The 22,557-nt window shown below is 46.5% G+C and carries 22 protein-coding genes and 1 other annotated feature; of the genes, 14 read left to right on the forward strand and 8 right to left on the reverse strand.

Annotated elements, in window-relative coordinates; translation table 11 throughout:
• Positions 1-1,127 precede the first annotated feature (1,127 nt).
• A complete protein-coding gene (locus tag AC6ESP_RS03095; protein WP_497095206.1) occupies positions 1,128-2,324 on the forward strand; it encodes an MFS transporter in 1,197 nt (398 codons plus the stop codon).
• 132 nt (positions 2,325-2,456) lie between these two features.
• Positions 2,457-3,083, forward strand: a complete 627-nt coding sequence (locus tag AC6ESP_RS03100; protein WP_497095207.1) for a hypothetical protein — start codon at positions 2,457-2,459, stop codon at positions 3,081-3,083.
• A 150-nt stretch (positions 3,084-3,233) separates the two neighbouring features.
• Here the strand turns inward: AC6ESP_RS03100 and AC6ESP_RS03105 are convergent, their stop codons facing one another.
• Entirely contained in the window at positions 3,234-3,461 is a 228-nt protein-coding gene (locus AC6ESP_RS03105) for a 3-dehydroquinate dehydratase (RefSeq protein WP_497095208.1), read from the reverse strand.
• A 231-nt stretch (positions 3,462-3,692) separates the two neighbouring features.
• The gene (locus tag AC6ESP_RS03110) at positions 3,693-4,604 is read right to left on the reverse strand and encodes an AraC family transcriptional regulator (protein WP_497095209.1); all 912 of its coding nucleotides are present in this window, start codon (positions 4,602-4,604) and stop codon (positions 3,693-3,695) included.
• 148 nt (positions 4,605-4,752) lie between these two features.
• Here AC6ESP_RS03110 and yicI point away from each other — a divergent pair, with 148 nt between their 5' ends.
• The 8 genes from yicI (at position 4,753) to AC6ESP_RS03150 (ending at position 13,090) form a co-directional block, all read left to right on the forward strand.
• Entirely contained in the window at positions 4,753-7,077 is a 2,325-nt protein-coding gene (gene yicI / locus AC6ESP_RS03115; RefSeq protein WP_497095210.1) for an alpha-xylosidase, read from the forward strand.
• A gap of 257 nt (positions 7,078-7,334) precedes the next feature.
• Positions 7,335-8,105: a sugar phosphate isomerase/epimerase family protein gene (locus AC6ESP_RS03120; protein WP_497095211.1), complete on the forward strand. Its 771-nt coding sequence runs from the start codon at positions 7,335-7,337 to the stop codon at positions 8,103-8,105.
• A 32-nt stretch (positions 8,106-8,137) separates the two neighbouring features.
• Entirely contained in the window at positions 8,138-9,157 is a 1,020-nt protein-coding gene (locus tag AC6ESP_RS03125; RefSeq protein ID WP_497095212.1) for a Gfo/Idh/MocA family protein, read from the forward strand.
• Between the two features lie 203 nt (positions 9,158-9,360).
• Positions 9,361-9,681: a PadR family transcriptional regulator gene (locus tag AC6ESP_RS03130; protein WP_497095213.1), complete on the forward strand. Its 321-nt coding sequence runs from the start codon at positions 9,361-9,363 to the stop codon at positions 9,679-9,681.
• Positions 9,678-10,238 (forward strand): HAAS signaling domain-containing protein, encoded by a 561-nt coding sequence (locus AC6ESP_RS03135; protein ID WP_497095214.1) that lies wholly within the window; start codon positions 9,678-9,680, stop codon positions 10,236-10,238. Before AC6ESP_RS03130 ends, AC6ESP_RS03135 begins: the two co-directional genes overlap by 4 nt.
• Positions 10,235-11,188 carry a DUF4097 family beta strand repeat-containing protein gene (locus tag AC6ESP_RS03140; RefSeq protein WP_497095215.1) on the forward strand — a complete coding sequence of 318 codons (954 nt, stop codon included), beginning with the start codon at positions 10,235-10,237 and terminating at the stop codon, positions 11,186-11,188. The genes AC6ESP_RS03135 and AC6ESP_RS03140 overlap by 4 nt, the downstream gene beginning before the upstream one ends.
• Positions 11,189-11,565: 377 nt before the next feature.
• Positions 11,566-12,378 carry a CAP domain-containing protein gene (locus tag AC6ESP_RS03145; protein ID WP_497095216.1) on the forward strand — a complete coding sequence of 271 codons (813 nt, stop codon included), beginning with the start codon at positions 11,566-11,568 and terminating at the stop codon, positions 12,376-12,378.
• A gap of 82 nt (positions 12,379-12,460) precedes the next feature.
• Positions 12,461-13,090 carry a 3D domain-containing protein gene (locus AC6ESP_RS03150; protein ID WP_497095217.1) on the forward strand — a complete coding sequence of 210 codons (630 nt, stop codon included), beginning with the start codon at positions 12,461-12,463 and terminating at the stop codon, positions 13,088-13,090.
• A gap of 48 nt (positions 13,091-13,138) precedes the next feature.
• Here AC6ESP_RS03150 and AC6ESP_RS03155 read toward each other — a convergent pair whose 3' ends face one another.
• Entirely contained in the window at positions 13,139-14,056 is a 918-nt protein-coding gene (locus tag AC6ESP_RS03155; RefSeq protein WP_497095218.1) for a polysaccharide deacetylase family protein, read from the reverse strand.
• A gap of 137 nt (positions 14,057-14,193) precedes the next feature.
• On the opposite strand from AC6ESP_RS03155, the gene AC6ESP_RS03160 reads away from it, so the two are divergent.
• A complete protein-coding gene (locus tag AC6ESP_RS03160; RefSeq protein ID WP_497095219.1) occupies positions 14,194-15,153 on the forward strand; it encodes an alpha/beta fold hydrolase in 960 nt (319 codons plus the stop codon).
• A gap of 76 nt (positions 15,154-15,229) precedes the next feature.
• Here the strand turns inward: AC6ESP_RS03160 and AC6ESP_RS03165 are convergent, their stop codons facing one another.
• Positions 15,230-16,492, reverse strand: coding sequence for a methyl-accepting chemotaxis protein (locus AC6ESP_RS03165; protein WP_497095375.1), 1,263 nt, complete (start codon positions 16,490-16,492; stop codon positions 15,230-15,232).
• Between the two features lie 251 nt (positions 16,493-16,743).
• Between AC6ESP_RS03165 and AC6ESP_RS03170 the strand changes: the two genes are divergently transcribed.
• A complete protein-coding gene (locus AC6ESP_RS03170) occupies positions 16,744-17,163 on the forward strand; it encodes an O-methyltransferase (protein WP_497095220.1) in 420 nt (139 codons plus the stop codon).
• 95 nt (positions 17,164-17,258) lie between these two features.
• Here the strand turns inward: AC6ESP_RS03170 and AC6ESP_RS03175 are convergent, their stop codons facing one another.
• The gene (locus AC6ESP_RS03175; protein WP_497095221.1) at positions 17,259-18,224 is read right to left on the reverse strand and encodes a TIGR03943 family putative permease subunit; all 966 of its coding nucleotides are present in this window, start codon (positions 18,222-18,224) and stop codon (positions 17,259-17,261) included.
• Positions 18,221-19,231 carry a permease gene (locus AC6ESP_RS03180; protein ID WP_497095222.1) on the reverse strand — a complete coding sequence of 337 codons (1,011 nt, stop codon included), beginning with the start codon at positions 19,229-19,231 and terminating at the stop codon, positions 18,221-18,223. The genes AC6ESP_RS03175 and AC6ESP_RS03180 overlap by 4 nt, the downstream gene beginning before the upstream one ends.
• 134 nt (positions 19,232-19,365) lie before the next feature.
• Positions 19,366-19,640, forward strand: a binding site (T-box leader).
• 69 nt (positions 19,641-19,709) lie between these two features.
• Between AC6ESP_RS03180 and trpS the strand changes: the two genes are divergently transcribed.
• Positions 19,710-20,696: a tryptophan--tRNA ligase gene (trpS, locus tag AC6ESP_RS03185; protein ID WP_497095223.1), complete on the forward strand. Its 987-nt coding sequence runs from the start codon at positions 19,710-19,712 to the stop codon at positions 20,694-20,696.
• Positions 20,697-20,745: 49 nt separating this feature from the next.
• Here trpS and AC6ESP_RS03190 read toward each other — a convergent pair whose 3' ends face one another.
• Entirely contained in the window at positions 20,746-20,928 is a 183-nt protein-coding gene (locus tag AC6ESP_RS03190; protein WP_497095224.1) for a hypothetical protein, read from the reverse strand.
• Positions 20,929-21,057: 129 nt separating this feature from the next.
• Between AC6ESP_RS03190 and AC6ESP_RS03195 the strand changes: the two genes are divergently transcribed.
• Positions 21,058-21,282: an alpha/beta-type small acid-soluble spore protein gene (locus AC6ESP_RS03195; protein ID WP_497095225.1), complete on the forward strand. Its 225-nt coding sequence runs from the start codon at positions 21,058-21,060 to the stop codon at positions 21,280-21,282.
• A 162-nt stretch (positions 21,283-21,444) separates the two neighbouring features.
• Here AC6ESP_RS03195 and AC6ESP_RS03200 read toward each other — a convergent pair whose 3' ends face one another.
• Positions 21,445-22,431: a metal-dependent hydrolase gene (locus tag AC6ESP_RS03200; protein WP_497095226.1), complete on the reverse strand. Its 987-nt coding sequence runs from the start codon at positions 22,429-22,431 to the stop codon at positions 21,445-21,447.
• Positions 22,432-22,557 lie beyond the last annotated feature (126 nt).

Consider the following 22,557-nt stretch of genomic DNA (forward strand, 5'->3'; position numbering starts at 1 on the left):
CAGAATCAAGCACCAACGTGCCGCAGACGGTTGGTTAAGTAACAGAATCAAGCACCAGAGAGCCACAGATAGTTAGTTAAGTAGCAGGAAAAGCACCAGTGTGTCGCAGACGGTTAGTTGAGTAGCTAGGATAGCAATTGTAGAAATAGCGAAGCAATTTCGCTATTTAAGGAAGCGACTTTCGCTAATTGTCGGCTGCTCAGGCTAATTAGTGATGATAGCGAAACGAGTTTCGCTATTAAGGAAAAGAAGTTCACCAATAGCGAACTTCATGTACCTATACTTATCAAACCGGGTCATTCACCGGACTAACACTCCAAATTAGCGAAAACGGATTCATGATTAGCGAAATTCATTTCGCTAATCAAAACCGAGTAAATAGATCAAGCACAACGCGTGCCACACATGGTTAGTTAAGTAACAGGAAAAGCACCAGTGTGTCGCAGACGGTTAGTTGAGTAGATAGATAGGATAGCAACTGTAGAATTAGCGAAGCAATTTCGCTATTTAAGGAAGCGATTTTCGCTAATTGTCGGCTGCTCAGGCTAATTAGTGATGATAGCGAAACGAGTTTCACTATTAAGGAAAAGAAGTTCACCAATAGCGAACTTCATGTGCCTATGCTTATCAAACAGGGTCATTCACCTGACTATCACTCCGAATTAGCGAAAACGGATTCATGATTAGCGAAATTCATTTCGCAAATCAAAACGGAGTAACTAGATCAAGCACAACGCGTGCCACACACGGTTAGTTAAGTAGCAGGAAAAGCACCAGTGTGTCGCAGACGGTTAGTTAAGTAATGATATTATCTGATGTACAAACACGTTTGACTGTATACAATGCAGGGAAGTGTGGTCTTCCTCCAGTGAATTTGACTTGAAGATTCGTGGCCCCATGCCAGGTAGAGATGAGCTTGAACTAGCTCTGCCAGCCCTTTAACACGTAAGCTAACTTGTTGTGCAATAAATGACCCCGTGCTAGTATGCGTCCTCCGTAGGTCGTGAAATCACAGTTGCGCTTCTCGTCATTCTCTGCTCTAATGGGATTAATATAACTCTACCGGCTCATGCAGCGAAAGGAATGCCACTAAGATGGAGACGAAGGGCAGTACAAGCAGGCTTGGGATGTTAATGCTACCGCGCGTGTGGCATAATGCGAGAATTGATCTCGGTGCATCGCTATTATTCAGTCTTTTTAACGTCGTATTGAATCAGTTCTATATGCCCTTTGCTATTCAGCAGGGAGCATCGAATCTTCAAGTCGGCTTATTGTCTGCAGCACCTGCGATAGGACTTATTTTCTCGCCGCTATGGGCGAACTTGATTGAGAAGAGCAATAACCCAAAGCCATTCGTTATGATTCCTAACTTTATAGGGAGGCTCCTTCTGCTCCTGCCAGCCTTTTTCCCATATCCATCTGTATTTGTCGCGACTGCACTAGCGTTTCAGATGCTGATGGGCATACAAGCACCAGCTTATGCGGCTCTAGTATCAAGGATGTACCCATCCGATGTAAGAGGGAGGCTCATGGGCTATGTGAGGGTAGCAATGGGAGCTATCATGATTCCGCTCGCATATATCGTCGGGAGCTGGGCGGACTCCTCCGGACCTACTTGGCCGCTAATATTCGCATCTATAACGGGTGTCTGCTCTATTCTACTGTTCAACACAATCAAGCTTCAGAAGAAGCTTCCTGCAAAAAATAACTCTGTTGCAGCTACGCGCTTTTCCTTCCGTGATCAATGGGAGCTTGTATCGAGCAACCGCAAATTGGCGGTCTTTCTGGCCGCTACCACTTTTGCAGGCTTTGGGAATATGCTATCTAACCCGCTCTATCAGATTATTCAGGTTCAGGTGCTGGAGCTCAGCAATGTACAGATCGGCTTTGCCAGAGTCTCTTATTTCACAGCACTGCTGCTTACGTATTTAATCGCTGGTTGGATGATCGACCGGATCGATATCAAATATGTATTAATAGGCGGAATTTCCGCTTATGCGATTGTTCCGATGCTATATGGCTTATGGGGCACTTATCCTGCCGTTATAATTGGTAATGGTATTCAAGGTGTTGGTGAAGCGATATGGGATATCGGCATTCTAGCCTTCGTCTTCCGATTGGCTCCTGGCCGGGAAGCGGCTGTATTCGGCATCCATCTGATGCTCTTTGGCGTACGGGGTACCCTTGGGCCACTCTTGAGCTCTAGCTTATCGGACAGCGTACCACTGACCATATTATTAGTAGCAGCTTCGATCTGTGGATGGATTGGAACAACGCTATTCCTGCTTGGCAATCGCAAGGCAGCAGCTGGCCTACAGTCATGATTCATGACTAGGCCAGTTTTTTTGTTCGTATTTTCATATTTCATATTTGGTTAAGCGCCTGTTCATCTTACGTTCATATTAACTTGCTAGAATGAAGCATCTGAAGCGAGATAAGAGAGGATGGGTCTTCTTATGAAATGGAAAATGGCAATAGGGACGATGATTATTGCTGCGGCACTTGCAGGCTGCAGCTCGAATGCACAAGAGGCAGCTGGTACGACTAATTCAGCAGCCACGGCTAATGGACAAGCTGCTGGAGCAGGGGATCAACAGCCTCCGCAAGGCGGTATGATGATGGGCGGCACGATGGGTAAAATCAAATCAATCGATGGCCAGACCATTACGATCTATACATCCTCATTCACTCCAGGCAATGGCGGGGGCGGAGGACAGCTACCAGCGGACGGAGAACAACCAGCCGAGGGTGAGCAAGGAGAACCGCCAACGATGGAAGAAGGTCAGACAGCTCTAGAAGGTGGCGGACGGATGAATATGGAAGATATGTTCTCGGATGAAACGATGGAAATCACGGTTACAGATGCGACAACGATCGTCTCAACAACTTTCGAGAATGAGGAAATGGTTGAAACGACCAAAACATTGGCAGATCTGAAAGCTGATGACATCATTACAATTACCTTAACAGAAGGCACGCAAGAGGCAGAATCGATTAGAATCGGCGGTGGCTTCGGCGGCGGAGGCGGTGGAAGACCAGACGGCGATCAGCAGCAAGGGGATGCAGCAGCATCAGCTAGCTAAGCAACCGCAGTAGCAGCAACAGGAGAAGCAGGACGAGCAGGACGAGCGTCTTGCTTCTCCTGCTTGGTATGCTCAGAACGTAGCAGCAAGCATACGAACAACAAAAGGCTAACGACCTCGCATAATGCGTGAGATCGTTAGCCTTTTGTTCTAGTACAGCGATATAGTCAGTGTGTCTTTCTCATAATAGGAGTGAAGCGTGGCTTCACTGCCTACGATTTCAACGCTTATGAGTGACTTAATACAATTCTTCAGAGCATTCTTGCCTGTAGTCAGCTTGCGATTGAGCACATCGGATAGCTTGTCTATTGCTTTTTTATTCGTATCAACAAGGTAGACGGGAATTGTTTGGTCATTGAACAGTAACATGGTTTTCATAAAATGAGCCTCCATTCCAGTATAGGAATTTCCATTATATACGGATGTAATGTTAAAAAGGTTTCGTTGTCTGCAAAAAAATATGGATCTCTAGCTTTCAATATGAGCTAGTCATAAGATGTAGCTCAAACTCAACAGCTAATGTGTGGAAATATTGAAGTTTCATCTATAATAACTGATAAAGATTAAGGAATTCTTAAAAAATGATTAGGATTTGGTTACAAAATAGCGTCAAGCACGAAGACCCCGCTTTTGCTTGCGGAACTCGGAGGGTGTACAATTGACCGTTTTGCGAAATACTTTAACAAAGTAGCTAATATGGTCAAATCCAACCTCCAGTGCAATATCGGAAATTTTACGATCGGTATGCAGAAGCAGCTCAGATGCTCGATTAATGCGATAGGCGTTCAGATACTCAATGGGGGTCTGTCTAGTCATGGATTTGAAAAATCGGAAGAACTGTCCTTCACTCATCGGAATCTGCTCAGCAAGCTCGCCAATTCGTATAGGCCGGCTGTAATTCTGCTGGATATAGACGATGCTTTTTTTCAGTCGTTCGATCCGCGTAGAATCCTCTATATTGGACATAGCACGATTGCAGGCTCGCCCTTCGACAGAAAGCTCATGCAGCATAAGGTACAAATACCCTTTTATCGCAGCTTCAAACCCACCCTCCGAGCCATCTTCCAGTGGCTTGTTCAGATTGATAATATGGTTCAAATACGATAGCAGCTGCCGTTCCCATGCTGTATCTGTGCGAATGTGACGAGGGAAGGTTCTCTTCTTGTCCTGAAAGGGTAATATGCATCTCTCCTGAACGGCATCGTAGCTCATGCTGTCCAGCCAATGAACATCGAATACAATTGCACAGAATGAACAAGAGGAGCCATTCAAAGAATGCCCTGCATGAATATCTCCGCTATCGATAAATACAGCTTCCCCTGCACGAACGGGAAAATAATCCGTATCTACCTGGAATAACAGCTCACCTTCCAGCACATACAAAAATTCGGCTTCATTATGCCAGTGGCAGTCCACATTCACTTCACCGGGCGCATATTCCATCCAGTAAGCGGCCAGCGGGAAGCTGGTATCGCCATGCATGCGGTCTTCTCTAAGCGAGTGTCGAAGCGTCAAATCCATCGGCTATGCCTCCTGATGCGATTATGATCAGAATCATGCTATAAATTAGCATTATTCTGTTAGTTTATTGTGTTGGTTATCAGTATAATGCAAAATATAAACGTTTTCAAAGTCAAATTAACACGATTTAGTGAAAGGTAGGTTAATCATGAAATTTACAGACGGTAACTGGATGGTTCGCGAGCAATACAACGTGCTTAGCGCAGTGCAAGCCCATGATTTCGAGCAACATGATGGCACACTAACGGCTTATGCATCACCGCGTCCTATTTTGTCACGTTCCAATATGCTTGATACAATGCTGCTTACGGTTCAATTCCATTCCCCTATTCCGGGAGTCATTGGCGTTAAATTGATTCATTATATGGGCGGTGTTGAGCGCGGTCCTGCATTCGAGCTTACTCGTGATACAGGCAATCACGTAACGATTGAAGAAACAGAGGAAGCGGCTATTCTGACAAGCGGAAGCTTGAGCGTTCATATTCGCAAGGGCCCAGAGTGGGCAGTAGACTTCTACCGCGGAACAGAGCGTCTTACAGGAAGCACCCAAAGATCGATGGCGTACATTACGGAAGGCAAAGAGCAATCCTATGTACGCGAAGAGCTTGATCTTGGCGTAGGCGAATGGGTATATGGCCTTGGAGAGCGGTTCACGCCGTTCGTTCGCAACGGACAAGTCGTTGACATCTGGAATAAAGATGGCGGCACCAGCTCAGAGCAATCATACAAAAATATTCCTTTCTATGTAACGAACAAAGGCTATGGTGTATTCGTCAATCATCCAGAGCTAGTTTCCTTCGAGATTGCATCGGAAAAAGTAAAAAAGGTGCAGTTCCACGTTACTGGAGAATCACTGGAGTATTTCGTAATCGACGGACCTTCTATTAAAGAAGTGCTCGGCAAATATACGGACCTGACAGGCAAGCCTTCGCTGCCGCCTGCTTGGACATTCGGCTTGTGGCTGACGACTTCCTTCACAACGAATTATGATGAAGCTACAGTTAATTCATTCGTTGATGGAATGGCGGAGCGCGATCTGCCTCTGCATGTATTCCACTTCGACTGCTTCTGGATGCGTGACTTCCACTGGACAGACTTCAAGTGGGATGAGAGAGTATTCCCAGATCCAGTAGGCATGCTTACTCGTCTGAAGGAAAAAGGACTCAAAATTTGCGTATGGATTAACCCTTATATCGCACAGCGCTCCCGCTTGTTCGAAGAAGGCAAGCGTCTTGGCTATCTGGTGAAGAAACCGAACGGCGATGTGTGGCAATGGGATCTGTGGCAGCCGGGTATGGGCATTGTAGACTTCACGAACCCAGATGCTTGTGAGTGGTTCGCTGGTTATTTGCGTGAGCTTGTAGATATGGGCGTAGATAGCTTCAAAACAGACTTCGGTGAGCGTATTCCGACAGATGTCGTCTATCATGACGGCTCCGACCCGCATAAAATGCATAACTACTACACGTATTTGTACAATAAAGTAGTATTCGACGTACTGGAAGAGAAGCTTGGCAAGAACGAAGCAGCGTTGTTCGCCCGTTCGGCAACCGTTGGCGGTCAGAAATTCCCTGTACACTGGGGCGGAGATTGCTATGCGGATTATGAATCAATGGCAGAGAGCCTTCGCGGTGGATTATCGCTCGGTATGTCCGGATTCGGCTTCTGGAGCCATGATATCGGAGGCTTCGAGAACACAGCCCCAGTACATGTATTCAAGCGCTGGTTAGCCTTCGGCTTGCTATCAAGCCATAGCCGCCTCCATGGCAGCAAATCGTACCGGGTGCCTTGGGCTTATGATCAAGAAGCGGTTGATGTAACAAGGTTCTTCACGAAGCTCAAATGCAGCCTGATGCCATACCTGTTCAACACAGCTGGTCAAGCCGTTGAGCAAGGATTGCCTTCGATGCGTGCAATGGTGCTTGAATTCCCTGAGGACCCTACAACTGAATTCCTTGACCGTCAATATATGCTGGGCGATTCAATTCTGGTTGCACCAATATTTAATGAGAATGGTCATGTTCAGTATTATCTTCCAGAAGGTCGCTGGACGCATCTGCTTACAGGGAAATCCGTAGAAGGCGGCAAATGGTTCAAAGAAACCTATGACTTCTACAGCCTTCCGTTGTTCGTACGTCCGAATTCTATTGTCGCTATAGGTGCGAATGATGTGAAGCCGGATTATGACTTCGCAGATGGCGCTAAGCTAACTGTCTATCAATTAGAAGAAGGGCAGACGGCTTCTACCGTTGTCCGTGATTTGAAAGGCGCTCCTGAGCTGCAAGTATCGGCTGCCCGTACAGGCAATGTCGTTACGGTTAGCGTACAAGGCAGTGGCAAGCCATTCAGCATCGCGCTTCAAGGAATTGGCGAGGTACAGTCTGTCAGCGGTTCATCTGCTGAAGTAGTAGACGGCATCGTTCAAGTAGCAGCGGGCGTACAAGAAGCTTCCTTCACTATAGCTGTTCGCTAACGGAGAGCTATAACGTTCATCATAACGAAGTCTCAGTCCAGGCTCTTGTAGGAGTCTGGACTGAGACTTATTTCATTCATAACGCTTCCAATTATCGGGGGATTCGACAAAACAGCAAGCTAACAAAATGATAAAATGACAAAATCGCATATAAAAAGGCTAATTAAACAACTGGTTTTTAACAGCTAAGTGACCTTATAATGATAACGTGAAGACATAAAATGATAGAATAACAATAGATAAGGAGTGCAGCAGACATGACAAGAATGGCAATCGGTTTGCAACTGTATACGCTTCGTGATGCTACGAATGAAGATTTCGAGGGCACGCTGCGCAAAGTAGCAGCAATGGGCTACGAAGGTGTTGAGTTTGCTGGATATGGCGATATTGAAGCAAGCAAAATGCGTCAATTGCTGGATGAGCTTGGCTTGAAGGCGATCGGCAGTCATATTGGGCTTCATTTGCTTGAAGAGCGTCTAGAAGAGGAAATCGAGTACTTGCAAACGATTGGTGCAAAATATGCGATTTGCCCCTACTTGCTCGATGATCAGCGCGGAGCAGATGCATGGGCGAAGCACATCGTAAACTTCGAGCAGTATGGAAAGCGTTTTCGGGAAGCGGGTATCGACTTTTGCTACCATAATCATGATTTTGAATTCCAAGTTGAGATTGATGGGCAAATGGTGTTCGATGCGCTTTATGATCGCGTGAGTGCTGATCTGTTGAAGGTTGAGATGGATATTGGCTGGGTACAATATGCGGGTCAAGATCCGCTTGCATATATTTCCAAATACGCTGGCCGTCTGCCTCTGCTGCATTTGAAGGACTACCGTAAAGGCGGCGCAGAGCAAGGTATTGATACGGTTGAGCTTGGCCGTGGGGATCTTCCACTATTGCCAATCATTAACCGTGCTGCAGAATCACAAGTGGAATGGCTTATTGTGGAGCAGGATACTTGTGCGAATCCACCGCTTGAATCGGTCGCAGAAAGCATGGAGTGGCTCAAACAAAATTATTTGAATAACTAATACTATTATAAAGAAGGCAGGGAACCTTACTCATGAGCAAAATTAAAGTTGCCGTTATCGGCTGTGGATCTATCTCGAAATATCGTCATATTCCTGAATATGCTGGCAATAGCCAAGTTGAGCTTGTCGCATTTGTTGATCCGATTATTGAACGTGCACAGCATTATGCGGACCAATTCGGAGCTAAGGCATATGCAGACTATGAGACAATGCTTGCGGAAGTGAAGCCTGATGCAGTAAGCGTAAATACGCCGAATGCTACTCATGCTCCGATTTCCATTGCAGTAGCTAATGCAGGTGCACATGTATTGGTAGAGAAGCCAATGGCTGTAACTGATGAAGAAGCAGCATCGATGATCGAAGCAGCTTCGAAGAATGGCGTTAAGCTGATGGTTGGCCATAACCAACGTTTCATGCCGCCTCATGTGAAAGCGAAGCAGATTCTTGCTAGCGGTATTCTTGGCAAAGTGTTGACGTTCAGAACTTCCTTCGGACACCCAGGCCCAGACAACTGGAGTATTGATGGTGCTGGCAGCTGGTTCTTCCGTAAGGATGAAGCAATCATGGGTGCAATGGGCGATCTCGGTGTTCATAAGTCCGACCTGATCCGTTGGCTGCTTGATGATGAAGTGTCTGATGTAGCAGCTTTCATCGCAACCATTGACAAGCCAGGCGATGTAGACGACAATGCTTCCGTTCTGCTTCGCATGAAGAGCGGTGCAGTAGGTACGCTTGTAGCAAGCTGGACGTATTATAAAGGTGAAGACAACAGCACCATTCTGTGGTGTGAGAATGGCGTTATGAAGATCGGTACGGATCATAATGATCAAGTGATCGTCGAGCTGCGCAACGGAACAGTGGAGAGACATAAAGTAGGCGCGATCTCAACGAATGACAAGCAGGAGTCAAGCGGTGTTATCGACGCATTCGTGGATTCAATCGTGAATAACACGACACCTCTTGTTACGGGAGAAGAAGGCCGCAAATCGCTGCAAGTTATTCTAAGCGCATTCGAATCCCAAGCTTCTGGCAAATTTATTTCGATTAAATAGTCGAATTATCCTATAAAAAGAATGCCCGCCTTGAACAGACCATGTCTATTCAGAGCGGGTATTCTTTTTAGCTAGGTATCTTGCATTGTAGAATAGCTTATGGTAAATTATTAACAGGAATGGATGAACTACGGATATCTATTATACATTATAGAATAGTATGCATTACACTATAGCTGGTCAATAAGGGGCGTGCTTATGGGATGAATGTACAATTTAAGAAAGGGGTTCTCGAAATATGTGTGCTAGTTATGGCCTCACGAGATGATCGCTACGGCTATGAGCTTGCGGTTAGAATATCCGAGAAATTCGAGGTAGCAGTTGGCAGCGTCTATCCGCTGTTGAATCGGCTGACTCAAGAAGGGTATTTCTCAACTTATTTAAGGGAATCGCCAGAAGGTCCACCGCGCAAATACTATCATCTGACGGAAGCAGGCTGGATGCATATGCGGCAGTTGATTGATGAATGGTCCGTATTTACAAAAGCTGTTAATGAGATTATAGAGGAAGGGATGCGTCCATGATGCTAACGAAAGACAGTTATATGAGAGAGCTCGACAGACTGCTCAGTAAAGTGCCGGAGCATATACGCAAGGAGTGGATGTATGATTATTATATTCATTTCGAGCAGGCTCTAGAGAACGGACAGACAGAAGAGGAGGCTGCGATGGAGCTTGGAGATCCAAGAAGCATTGCAGGTGAGCTGCTCCTCGGCTATCGGGTAGAGCAAGCGGAGACAACGCCTGGCTTCGGCAAGCTGTCGAAGGCCGTATTCGCTACGGTAGGGATGGGGCTATTCAACATCGTATTCGTATTAGGACCTTACCTTGGTATTGCAGCTGTATTGCTGGCTTTATGGGTATCTGCCGCGGCGCTAACCATTGGGGGTATCTTCATTATTATAGACAGTGTAACTGTCGGATCGTTCTCTCTAGGGCAGGCATTGTCCGTTGGATTAGTGTGCATCTCCTTGGCGCTTCTACTGGGGATAGGGCTGAAGCTGCTTACGAAGATGTTCTTTACAGCCACACTTAAATATCTCAAATTCAACACAAGGGTTATGAGGGGGAACAGTAAATGAAGAAGTGGGTAGTCAGCGCGCTAATCATATTAGTAGTCGGCTTAGCCGGTGTAGCCTATACGTTTGATTGGAACAATCTAAGTGCTATTGGTACTGAGCCTTATTTTGAAGAGAAGACTGTTGCTGCCGCGGATGCCAATAACGTCGTTGTTAAGAGCAATGGACTAAGTGTTAATGTCGTAAAAGGGGCGTCAGAGGACATTGTTGTCCGCCTTGATGGCCGTGCTAGTCCGAAATATAAGGATAAATTCGAGCTGAACACGAAACAGGATGGAGAAACGGTTACAATTGAAGGCTCTCAGAACATCTCCTTCGTTATCGGCATCAATATTATGAATGTGAAGATGACGGTGGAGCTCCCGGAACGACTGTGGGAAAAGGTTGAAGTAGCTAACAGCAGCGGGAACATTCATGTATCGGATCTACAGGGTCAAACGGTTAGTGTGACTACAAATTCAGGCAACATTGAAGGCAATAGGATAACAAGCGATAGTACGGAATTCGTTGTAGGCAGCGGGAATATTACATTATCTGATTTGAATGCGAAGACGATTAAGCTGAAAGCTAAATCAGGCAATATTAAGGCTGAGCGCTATACTTCAGACTTACTTGCCTATGAGATTAATAGCGGGAATGTGAAGCTATATGATGGAACCGGTGAGCTGCAAGGTAAAGGCACAAGCGGCAATGTTAATGTTAAGTCGAGTCAGATTACACAGCCAATCAAGCTGGAAGCTTCCTCAGGCAACATCACCATTCTGACAGAGAGGGAGCCTGCTTCCGCAGAGATTAAGCTGATTAGCCGATCAGGCAGCAGCAAGATCCAGTGGGAAGGTTACACTGGAGACAATGATGATAGCGAAGTGAAATTGGGCAACATCGGCACTGGAGACGATATTCTTATTGATGTTAAGGTGACCTCTGGCAATATCAAGCTAGGCAATAAATAAACAAATCAAGTGAATGGATCGATAGGAATGAAGAAACGCTCTAAACTTAAGCATGCTGCCATGCGAAGTTCAGAGCGTTTCTTCATGTAAGGGGATTGCCATCTATGAAAATGGTATTCTGAATGGATTCTAATATTCAGTTCGCCCTCCTAAGTGCAGTAGAAATAATGTTATATATCCTTTAAGCCTAGCTTCATTTACACGATTTTATGAAAAGTGAGCACTTTCTCATAAAGGGGATGCAACGCTGTTTATAGGAGTGAAAACGTGCTGCTTTCCAGTTTTTGAGCCGTGAATGGCCTCTATTCTCATGTTACGATAGTTTGCGTCAGGTAGACAACACAGACAGAAACACACATTACGAGGAGGAACATTTCATGAAGATGCAAACATTACGGGTAGGTGTAGTTAGCTTAGCAGCAGCAGCATTAATTAGTGTTGGAGTAGCAGCGCCAACTGCAGGTGCAGCACCTGCTGTGAAGACGAACTCCACTTTATTTAACGCCTTTACAATTAATCAAGATGCGATCAAAAAAATCGCTGAACAATATGGTATCGACCTTAGCAAAATTTCGTTCAATGGCATTACGATTCAATTCCCTGGGGTAACGACTAAGCCTGATACAGGTACAGGCAGCGAAACACCAGCACCGACGGCAACGCCAAAGCCAACTGAAACACCAGAACCAACGGCAACACCAGCACCAACGGCAACACCGAAACCAACGACAACACCAGCGCCGACGGCAACGCCTAAACCAACGACAACACCAGCGCCGACGGCGACACCTGGAACAGGTACAACAACGCCAGAAAGCAGCAACACTTCTTATCAACAGCAAGTCGTAAGCCTTGTTAACCAAGAGCGTGCAAAAGCTGGTCTGTCTGCGCTGACTTCGGATACGCTGCTTACGAAGGTAGCTGTAGCCAAAGCAAAAGATATGGATGACAACAACTACTTCAGCCATACTTCACCGACTTATGGTTCGCCTTTCGATATGATGCGCTCATTCGGCGTAACTTATTCCTATGCAGGTGAGAACATTGCATCCGGTCAACGGACTCCTCAAGAGGTTATGACTGCTTGGATGAACAGCCAAGGACACCGTGAGAACATTCTAAGCCCTAACTTCAAGAAAATTGGCGTTGGCTACGTGAATGGCAAATGGGTACAAGAATTTACAGGCTAGTCATTTGAATAACGAATCATTGAAGGCGTCAGACGAATATGGCTGACGCCTTAATACTTAGAATATTGGGGGACTATACGTAATGAAGAAAACAGCAATTGCAGCAATAGCATTAGGCTTGTCTCTAATCTTAGCGGCAGGTCCTGCCAGCGCGGCTTCTGCAACACATACCATAGTGACAGGTGATACATTCTGGAAGCTATCCAAGCAGTATAATGTCTCTCTTGATACTCTGATGAAGGCTAATGGCAAGCTTAATCCGCTGAATCTGTACGCAGGCTTGAAGGTAACGATTCCAGATACAAGCAGTAAGGTAACCGCTTCATCCAAGGAGCCAGCCAAGACCATTAAAGCTCAGAGCGTTACGGCTAGCTCTGGAGAAGTGCTTACCTTCAGCAAGCAGCTGCAGGTCAAAGCGACAGCATATAGCTCTGCTGCATCGGAGAACGGCAAATGGGGTGCTGTTGACTACTTCGGCGACCCATTAAAGGTAGGTACGATTGCTGTGGACCCTAGCATCATTCCTCTAGGTACTAAAGTGTACATTACAGGGTATGACCACAATGGTCTGCCTGATGGCGGCATGGTGGCTACAGCGAAGGATACTGGCGGTGCCATCAAAGGCAATCGCATCGATATCTTCGTACCAGGCACTTCGAGTCAAGCATCCAAATTCGGATTCCAAGACGTTAAAGTATATATACTGAAGTAACTACATCATAATCCGTAATAACCGGCCTCTGCCTAACAGAGCTGCCGGTTATTTTTTTGTCATTTGGGAGGATTGTCCTAACAGCTCAGACAATGTGACAAGCTCATAGCCTTTAGAGCGGAGGAGCTTAATCAGCTGGGGAAGGGCATCGATTGTGCCCGATAAGCTTTGGCCTTCTCCGCCTCCTGCATGCTGCAATATAATCGAGCCAGGCTGCAGCGTGCTAGTTATGTTGCTAAGGATGTGATGGCTGGAGGGATTGTTCTTCCAATCCACGGAATCTACGTCCCAATTAACAATGGTATAGCCTACACGCTTCGTCCATGCAACCTGAGAGGGCAGCAAGTCCCCATAAGGAGGACGAATGAATCTAGGTTGGTAGCCGATGATACGGTTAATGATGGTATCGGTCCGAGATAACTGCCCTTGGAAGTCGCTCGGAGATAGCTTGGACAGTACAGCATGATTATAGGAATGGTTTCCGACAATATGCCCTTCCCTCTTCATTCGCTTTACAAGCTCAGGATGCTTGGCAGCTCTTTCCCCTACAACGAAAAAAGTAGCACAGACATCATATTCGGCTAAAATGTCCAGTACAGCTGGAGTGAATCTGGGATCGGGAGCATCATCGAAGGTAAGGGCTACCCTTCTTTTGTTGCGCGGTCCATTCAACACAAAGGCGCTGGGATAACGCTTATGCAGCTGTACCCATGACATGCCGGATGAAGATGGAGCGATTTTTTTTTGGTTTTTGTTACGACGCTTAGCTCGGCTTCTCTCCGGCTGCTCAGGTCCGAGGTTCATATCATCAGCTTGGCCTTGCTGTACGGCTTGACGATGAGGCTGCAAGGGCTCTGAGAAGGCGATGCTGCCTATTAACGAGGAACTAATAAGGGCTGCAAGCAGCACGACAAGGATTCTCTTTTTAATGATGCCCAAGTAATGGGTTATGCGCCCCTGCGCCATAAAGGTAAGCCTCCATTTCCGTTACGCGGTGACGCTATTTTTCCCCAAATCGTCCGCTTCATGTACTTTACAAAATATTACCTCAGGCTTAGAATTGAACAATAACTAACTGTAACGATGTAGAGGAGAGCTTTAATATGCCCTTATTAGACTTATCTTTAGACAAGCTGCAGCAATATGATGGAATTAACCCAAGACCTGAGGATTTCGATGCTTATTGGGACCGTGCTGTGGCAGAAATGAAAGCGGTTAATCCCAATGTGGAGCTTGTGAGAAGCAGCTTTAATCCGCCGAATGCGGAATGCTATGATTTGTATTTTACAGGGGTTCGTGGTGCACGTATTCATGCCAAATACATTCGCCCTACTCATGTGACAGAGCCGCATCCAGCGGTCGTCATGTTCCATGGTTATTCTGGCTCTGCTGGGGATTGGGGAGACAAGCTTGCTTATGCTTCGCTGGGCTTCTCCGTGCTGGCGATGGATTGCCGAGGACAAGGCGGCTATTCGGAGGATAGCGGTATTTTGAAGGGAACAACGCAGAATGGACATATTATTCGGGGGCTGGATGACGAGCCGGATAATCTGCTGTTTCGTCATATTTTCCTCGATACCGCTCAGCTTGCCGGCATAGCAATGGGGCTTCCCGAAGTGAATCCCGAGGAAGTATATGCGACAGGCTGGTCTCAGGGCGGAGCACTTACGATTGCATGTGCTGCGCTAGAGCCTCGTGTGAAGAAGCTTGCGCCGGTCTATCCTTTCTTAAGTGATTACAAGCGAGTATGGGAAATGGATCTCGCTAAGGATGCTTATGCCGAGCTTCGCACGTACTTCCGTCATTTTGATCCGCAGCATAAACGTGAGGAAGAGATTTTCACCAAGCTTGGATATATCGATATTCAATATTTGGCGAATCGGATCAGAGGCGAGGTTCTGCTGGGAGTAGGGCTGATGGACTCCATCTGTCCTCCTTCAACGCAATTCGCCGCTTATAATAAGATTACTTCTGCCAAGCAGGTCGAGATATACCCTGACTTCGGGCATGAAGGACTTCCGGGTCTGCATGATAAGATTATGATGTTCTTGCTAGCTGAATAGAGATAGCTGCTCCCATAGCAAACGACCGTACCAAAGGGCTTATCGCCTGTTGATACGGTCGTTTATTTGTAATGGATTATTTAACCTTGAATACTTGGATAGTACGCTGCAGCTGCGTAGCCATCGTAAGCATACGCTCGGTTTCGGTGACGACAGCTTGAACGGAGGAGATTTGCTCATTCATAGAAGCAGATACTTGCTCCGTACCAGCAGCAGATTGCTGAGTAATAGCAGATATATTCTGTATAGCATCTGATATGGTGCGAGCGCTCTCCAGCATGGTATCACTCTCACTGGCGAAGGCAGCTATTTGTTTGGATATGAAATCGACACTCTGTACGATCTCGGTGAACACCTGCTCAGACTCTTTAATTCGGTCTGTCTGTAGTTGTACGACCTCTTCATTAATCTTCATGTTGTCGATCGTCTGTTTAATACCCTGATCGATGCTTTTCACCAGATGGAATACTTCCTTCGTTGATGAGGTTGATTCCTCGGCAAGCTTGCGAACCTCTTGGGCTACTACGGCGAAGCCGCGGCCATGCTCACCAGCGCGGGCTGCTTCAATCGAAGCGTTCAACGAGAGCAGATTCGTCTGTTCTGCAATGTCGGAGATGGTCGTCGTTATTGCGGAGATGCCTTGTGCCTTGCGAGCAAGCTCGGTAATAGTCTCGGATACTTTGGCAGTAGCCTCGACGTTGCGGCGCATACCTTCAGACTGTGCTTCCAGCGCCTCGAGACCTTTGCCAACGAGCTGCAGCGTCTGCTCTGAGCGATTGTTCATTTCTTTGGTAGAGCTCGCATAAGAGGATACCATCTTCTCAATCCCAGCAACGGATTCGCTCATTTCCGATACATCCTCAGAAATTTCGCTAGCCCCTGTTGCCAGTTCATTGGAGGAGGCAGCTACTTGCTCCATTGCGATTTTTATATGTGTATTCTTGTCAAAGATGCTGCGGCTGGTCTCCGATACATGCTTCGTAATATTGGAGGTTTCTGATAAAATATCACGCAGCTTGTCGACCATGCTGTTGAAGGAATGACCGAGCTCGCCTAGTCCAGCATTAGAGGAAACATCCAGCTTTTGTGTGAAATCGCCTTTGGCAATACGGAATGCCGCTGTAGACATTTCTTCATAAGAGGAGCTTAGCGCTTTTTCAATAAACATGATGAATGGATACGTTGCGGCGGCTAGAACAATTGTAACGATAATGCCTGCCATTACAGAACCACCTGAGATAGCTAACACAAAAATCATGGCAAGTGCATACAGCGCCAAATTCGAATAAGTGGTGATCAATAGCTTGTTCCGTACCGATAATGAATAGTACCATTGGATCATTATGTAAGCGCTCCCTCTTTTCATAGAATATCCATATTATAGCATCATAATGTGTCTTTGGTCTACAAATCTCGACATGAGTACTGCTTAAAAATATAGATAATACGACGATTTATGAGAGAATAACTCGAAATGTAGTCCGAATTTATTTTTTACTATATTGTCAATTTATAGAAAAGGTTTTATAATAAGCCCTAAGAACTAGATGGAAACAACATGACTAAATGATAGAAAGGAGGAAATAGTGTATGAATTTGGATGCTATGCCATTAGCAAGGCAAGTCGATTATGTGTTTCGCCAGTTGGAGGAAGAGCTTACTCACGCAGTTGGAGGTACGGTTCACATTCATATCCGCAATAATGCTATTGGTAAATATGGACTAAGACATAACCCGATTGAGAGCAAGAATGGGAAATTGGAAGGAGCAGGGACAGGGGCAGGCTTAACACCTACCCAGGTGCAAGCCTTTCGACAAATGGCGATTGATGCTTTGAAGTTAAGACGCAATTGGACGCATGGAGAAATTATGTATGATTTCTCAGTCCGGCAAAGTGCGGGTTCCTGGTCGGCTAGCATCTGTTACGAATCTAATTACAACACGGCGAACTGGAATTATCGCGCTCCGTCCAGACATTCGATGATTCGTGATCCAAGGTTCGATGGTTAACAATCAATAAGGATATGCAAAAAAAAGGAATAGGAGAGCAGGCGCTTGAGCCTGTAGCTTCTATTCCTTTTTGATATTGTGTATATGCGTTATCTCTACAAGCCAAAGTCGAAGTCGGGATACACGTAAGGGGAATCGGGAGCAGTAATTCGCTCAATCTGCTCAACCTCGAGCACCATAATCTCGTTCTCGTTATAGAGGGTAGACCCGAGAGTGCCAATCACATTGACCCATTCATCTTCGGAGTATTCCGCTGCCCGATCCCAATGCACCATGAGTCCATAAGGAAGCGCATCAGCTGAGCAGCAGTTCATGGCGAACCGGCTAACGGCAAAATGGTTTGCAGCCATGTCGCTTTCTTTATAAATAAAACCGCTAATCTCAATCTTCTTGCCGTTAAAATTATTGCGATACAAATCAAGTGTTGTCAAGGTTTCAATATACTGCTTCTCTGGGACGGTAATAAGGGGCTGTTCATACAGCTTCATCCCGTATTTGGCATGATCAACGGTATATTCATCCGATGGGAATTTAGAGTCAAGTGTATCGCCGGAATCATTGATGAAGGAAGATTCGACATCGGGCTCTATTCCCACAGCAGGTTCGGATACAGGTGCTTCTGATGGCGCTGGCTCCTGCGAAGTAGCAGCAGCAATAGCGGCATCGATTCTAGGTATGGATTCCGAGCCGGTGAAGCTCATTCCTTTCTTGGCGGCTGCTTGGCTGGCAAGCACACCTGTCGGCGTCAGGAAGCCAAGCGCAAGAGGAAGAAGGAACAGCCCATAGACGACTGCGCTCTTGAAGCCGAAGCGCTTGGTACGCCCATGACTATGTCCATGATGATGGTCATCTCCACAATCACAATCATGAGCAGGCTTTTTTCTAGTGAAGGCGGTATAGAACTGGTGCACAGCAGCGATATACAAGCCCAGTGCAGACAGCTTCACATACAGCTCCATACGTGGGGCAATGTAGAGTGTAAGCTGATTCGTTCGATCAAGAAAGACGATTAGAAAAGCGAAAGCTGCTAGAATGACTGCTCTCATCCATTTATTATTCATAACCAAACCTCCAGTATCCATGTGCCAGCCAGCACGAGCAGGAAGGTGAGAGCGATAAGGCCCAGCACGATCTTCACTCGGAAGGCTGACAGCAGCATAAGTGTATTTTTCAAGTCAATCATCGGACCGAACACGAGGAAGGCCAGCAAAGGGCCGGGCTCGAACATGCCGTTGAAGGATGCCGCAATGAAGGCATCTGATGTTGAACAGATCGACAGCAGAAAAGCTAAGCCCATCATAAAGACGTAAGAGAGCATCGGATGGTCGGCTACAGCAGATAAGGCATTGCGATCAATAAAGGTTTGGATAATAGCTGTGAGCAGGGCACCGAATATTAAATATTTGCCCATGTCAAAAAACTCATCGGAAGCGTGCTTGAAAATGGATGAAGCACGGCTGCCCCAGCTGGGTCTTCCTGCATGCTCATGTCCATGTTCGTTATGCGGAAGAATAGTCAGTGCAGACTCCTTCAATGGGCTTGATTTCACGAATTTGTAGAAGATGAGTCCGATTATAACGGATACGAGAAAAGCAAGGCCAAGACGGACATATGCCATATCCGGATTCGTACGGAAGGCAGCGTAGGTTGAAGTAAATACGATTGGATTGACGATAGGCCCAGCGAGCAAATAGACGATTCCTATGTAAGCGGGCATGCCTTTTCTTATCAAGCGTCTAACGACCGGAATCATACCGCATTCGCATAAGGGGAACAATAGTCCAAGTAATCCGCCGAATATGACACCTACGATCGGATTGCGCGGGGTCAGCTTGCGAATCATCTCATCAGAGACGAATACTTGTAGCAGCGCAGAGAAAATAACCCCCAGCAGTATAAATGGAAAGGCTTCTAGGATAATGCTTAGGAATAGAATCTTGAATGACTGCAGGTTGGGGGTCTCAAGCCATCCAGCAGCCCAGGGTTGACCGGTTATAATGAGTGCCAGCATGACTAAGCAGCCTGCTCCTAGCAATGGAGTGCCATATCGGAATAAAAAGGATAACATACAAACACCTCAGTTTATAGTAAATATTACGATTATAAAACAATTTATGCAACACTTTTTATAAATAGGACAACTTTATCGCTGGAGCTGTAACAATTAGCCTTGACTTTCTGGTGCTCAGCGCTATAATCGTTGTAAATGCGATGATTGGAACAAGTAAGCTCAGGTGTTAATGCACACAGAGAGCCGGTGGTTGGTGCGAACCGGTGCAAGCCTGATTGCTGAATGGATCCCTGAGCGGAAAGCGGAACGCAGCAAGCAGTGCTGCTCATATGCTTCTCCGGCCGTTCCCCGTTACGGAACCAATGAAGGCTCTGCCATGCATGTAGACATGTCTCGAATCGATTCGAAGCTATGCTGCGTCAATGGCGAGTGAATTAGGGTGGCACCACGGTTCCCCGTCCCTTGCGGCGGGGATTTTTTGCGTTGTTTTTCGGAGATAACGCCATTACAGATTCATAAGAAGGAGACGAAGAGGATGAGAAAAGTACTATCAGGAATTCAGCCTAGCGGTCAGCTTACACTGGGCAATTATATTGGTGCGATGCAAAATTTCGTGAAGCTTCAGGAGACTGAGGAATGCTTCTTCATGGTTGTTGATCTGCATGCGGTTACGGTAGCCCAGGAGCCTGCGGCGCTTCGCGAGCAATCAGAGGCAGTCGCAGCTTTGTTCATTGCTGCTGGCATCGACCCTGCCAAAGCAAATGTATTCATTCAATCCCATGTACGCTCCCATGCGGAGCTGGGCTGGTTGCTGACGACCATTACGAATATGGGCGAGCTTGAGCGTATGACTCAATTCAAGGATAAATCGGCTGGCAAAGAATCTGTTGGTGCAGGGCTGTTCGTCTATCCTTCCTTGATGGCAGCAGATATTCTTATCTATAACTCGGATCTAGTGCCTGTTGGCGACGACCAGAAGCAGCATTTGGAGCTGACTAGAGATTTGGCAGGCCGCTTCAACCACCGCTTCGGTGAATACTTCACAGTGCCTGAACCATATATCCCGAAGGTCGGTGCCCGCATCATGTCCTTGGATGATGCAAGCAAGAAGATGAGCAAGAGCAATCCGAATGTTGGCAGCTATATTGCGCTTCTCGATCCACCGGATGTTATTCGCAAAAAAATTAGCCGTGCAACGACTGATTCCGGTCGTGAAGTGAAATATGATCCGGCCAATAAGCCTGAGATCAGCAATCTGATGAGCATCTATGCGCACTGTGCGAATCTATCGCTCGATGAGATTGAAGCTCGCTATGAGGGGCAGGGCTATGGACCGTTCAAGAAGGATCTTGCGGAGCATGTAGTTGCCGTTATTGAACCGCTTCAGGAGAAATATAGAGCGATCCGCGAATCTGGCGAAATTCATAAGATTCTTAAGCAAGGTGCTGAGCGTGCATCGGAGATTGCAGATCGCACATTAGCTGAAGTCAAAGAAAGAATGGGCTTCCTCGCACCACGCTAATCGTTAATGGCATATAGGGTATAACCAAAAGGGCTGGCGCAATGTTGCGTCAGCCTTTGCTCTCTGCACGGCGTCTCAGCCTTGCTTTTACAATAAACCCGATGCCCGTTGTGAATAGCGATAGAGCAGCGAACAATAAGACAAGCCATACATTGTAGGAAATGGAGATCGCTGTAGCGCACATGAAAAGAATAGACAAGGAAGCGAACATCAAAGATAGTGACTTAGACACGAGAACAATCTCTCCTTCAAGCTCAATAATATTTTTGTGGAAGTTAGCATAGTTTGTTGACTAGTGCACATAATAAGTTTGCAAGCTTGCAAAACACAACAGCGTTCATACTGAAAGGAGAAATTCCGTATGGCTAGCAACAAATCGCGCAGCAGCAATCAATTGGTGGTACCACAAGCACAGCAAGCTCTGGATCAAATGAAACTCGAAGCAGCACAAGAGCTTGGTGTACAAATTCCAGCAGACGGTTACTATGGCAACGTTTCGACTCGCGATGCAGGCTCACTAGGTGGCTACATTACGAAAAAACTTGTACAAATTGCCGAGCAACAGCTGTCTGGCGGCTACCGCTAAACCGTTTTTTTTATACACAATGGTTCACTAAGAAACGAGCTCAAGGGAAACCTTGGGCTTTTTTCTTGCATATAACTCCTTGTCACACATAAGTAAAAGCCCCCTCTATTGTGATGCAAGGGGCTTTTATACGTCAATAACCTATTTATCCCGTTATCATTCTTAATAGGTGTTCATCCGAAGGCGCTTCATGAGACGTTCATCACTCAGCCATCCCACATAGGAGCCGACCGTCTGATATTCCTTATTCATTAATAGAACCGCTACGAAAGGAAACTGCTTGCGATGGCGGTAACGGACATCAGACCAGCGCACCTCATAACCCCAATTATGCTCCTTCACATCCGCACATGCAAACTTAGTGAAATACAAGAAGGAGCGTATGGCCGGATCATTCTTGGATTTCTCTACAGCGGTATGGTCAGAGCAGCGAACGGTGTCTTGCCACCGAAGCTTGCCAGCACGTAAATCACCGATAACAAAGCTGCCATCCTCGACTCGTTTCACAACATTCCAGCTGCTCAGCGAGATGGTTGGAATTACGATGTTCTTATCTGATGAGCGATGCTGCGGATCGAGGGCGGGAAGCTTGCGCATGGCCGCACGCTGTGCCAACGTTCGCCAGACCAGATAAATAACAGTAAATACATAGAGCAGCGGGAAGATAGCGGCAGGACTAGCCAGATTGGTGGCCCAGAGCAGAATAGCCGCAACATGGGTGACGAATATAAACGGATCGAATATATGGATAATATTCCACGAGATCCACTTCTCTGTGAATGGCCTCATGGCCTGAGTGCCGTAAGCGTTGAACAAGTCAATGAATACGTGGATGCAGACAGAGAGCAGAATCCAGCCTCCGACATGAAGCCAAGGAAGACTCCCGCGATAAATGAGCTGCAGCAGTCCTGTAATAAGAACAGTCCAGATGGCTATCGCCGGCAAGGAATGGGACATGCCGCGGTGATTGCGGATGTAGCTGGCATTGCCCTTCAGTCTTAGAAAAGTGTCGAAATCCGGGGCTTGCGAGCCAATGACGGTACCGACCAATACGGCTGTGTGAATGCTTGTATTGGAAGCAACAACGGGATCGATGGCAGCGAGTCCCGCAAGCCCGATGCCCATTACAAGATGTGTGCCTGTATCCACAAGTGTGATCCTCCTTAAGATTGTGCTTAAGCAAGCATAAGCTTTAGCTCCATAGCCTACATTAGATTTTGCGAAGCTCTACATTATAATGTAGTATCAACGAAGGATGACGACTTTATCAAAATA

The sequence above is a fragment of the Paenibacillus xinjiangensis genome, from assembly GCF_059686975.1.

Excerpts from the sequence above, each read along its gene's own strand:
- AC6ESP_RS03095 (WP_497095206.1), top strand. The coding sequence starts at position 1,128 with ATGTTAATGCTACCGCGCGTGTGGCATAATGCGAGAATTGATCTCGGT.
- AC6ESP_RS03100 (WP_497095207.1), top strand. The coding sequence starts at position 2,457 with ATGAAATGGAAAATGGCAATAGGGACGATGATTATTGCTGCGGCACTT.
- AC6ESP_RS03105 (WP_497095208.1), bottom strand. The coding sequence starts at position 3,461 with ATGAAAACCATGTTACTGTTCAATGACCAAACAATTCCCGTCTACCTT.
- AC6ESP_RS03110 (WP_497095209.1), bottom strand. The coding sequence starts at position 4,604 with ATGGATTTGACGCTTCGACACTCGCTTAGAGAAGACCGCATGCATGGC.
- yicI (WP_497095210.1), top strand. The coding sequence starts at position 4,753 with ATGAAATTTACAGACGGTAACTGGATGGTTCGCGAGCAATACAACGTG.
- AC6ESP_RS03120 (WP_497095211.1), top strand. The coding sequence starts at position 7,335 with ATGACAAGAATGGCAATCGGTTTGCAACTGTATACGCTTCGTGATGCT.
- AC6ESP_RS03125 (WP_497095212.1), top strand. The coding sequence starts at position 8,138 with ATGAGCAAAATTAAAGTTGCCGTTATCGGCTGTGGATCTATCTCGAAA.
- AC6ESP_RS03130 (WP_497095213.1), top strand. The coding sequence starts at position 9,361 with ATGAATGTACAATTTAAGAAAGGGGTTCTCGAAATATGTGTGCTAGTT.
- AC6ESP_RS03135 (WP_497095214.1), top strand. The coding sequence starts at position 9,678 with ATGATGCTAACGAAAGACAGTTATATGAGAGAGCTCGACAGACTGCTC.
- AC6ESP_RS03140 (WP_497095215.1), top strand. The coding sequence starts at position 10,235 with ATGAAGAAGTGGGTAGTCAGCGCGCTAATCATATTAGTAGTCGGCTTA.
- AC6ESP_RS03145 (WP_497095216.1), top strand. The coding sequence starts at position 11,566 with ATGAAGATGCAAACATTACGGGTAGGTGTAGTTAGCTTAGCAGCAGCA.
- AC6ESP_RS03150 (WP_497095217.1), top strand. The coding sequence starts at position 12,461 with ATGAAGAAAACAGCAATTGCAGCAATAGCATTAGGCTTGTCTCTAATC.
- AC6ESP_RS03155 (WP_497095218.1), bottom strand. The coding sequence starts at position 14,056 with ATGGCGCAGGGGCGCATAACCCATTACTTGGGCATCATTAAAAAGAGA.
- AC6ESP_RS03160 (WP_497095219.1), top strand. The coding sequence starts at position 14,194 with ATGCCCTTATTAGACTTATCTTTAGACAAGCTGCAGCAATATGATGGA.
- AC6ESP_RS03170 (WP_497095220.1), top strand. The coding sequence starts at position 16,744 with ATGAATTTGGATGCTATGCCATTAGCAAGGCAAGTCGATTATGTGTTT.
- AC6ESP_RS03175 (WP_497095221.1), bottom strand. The coding sequence starts at position 18,224 with ATGAATAATAAATGGATGAGAGCAGTCATTCTAGCAGCTTTCGCTTTT.
- AC6ESP_RS03180 (WP_497095222.1), bottom strand. The coding sequence starts at position 19,231 with ATGTTATCCTTTTTATTCCGATATGGCACTCCATTGCTAGGAGCAGGC.
- trpS (WP_497095223.1), top strand. The coding sequence starts at position 19,710 with ATGAGAAAAGTACTATCAGGAATTCAGCCTAGCGGTCAGCTTACACTG.
- AC6ESP_RS03195 (WP_497095225.1), top strand. The coding sequence starts at position 21,058 with ATGGCTAGCAACAAATCGCGCAGCAGCAATCAATTGGTGGTACCACAA.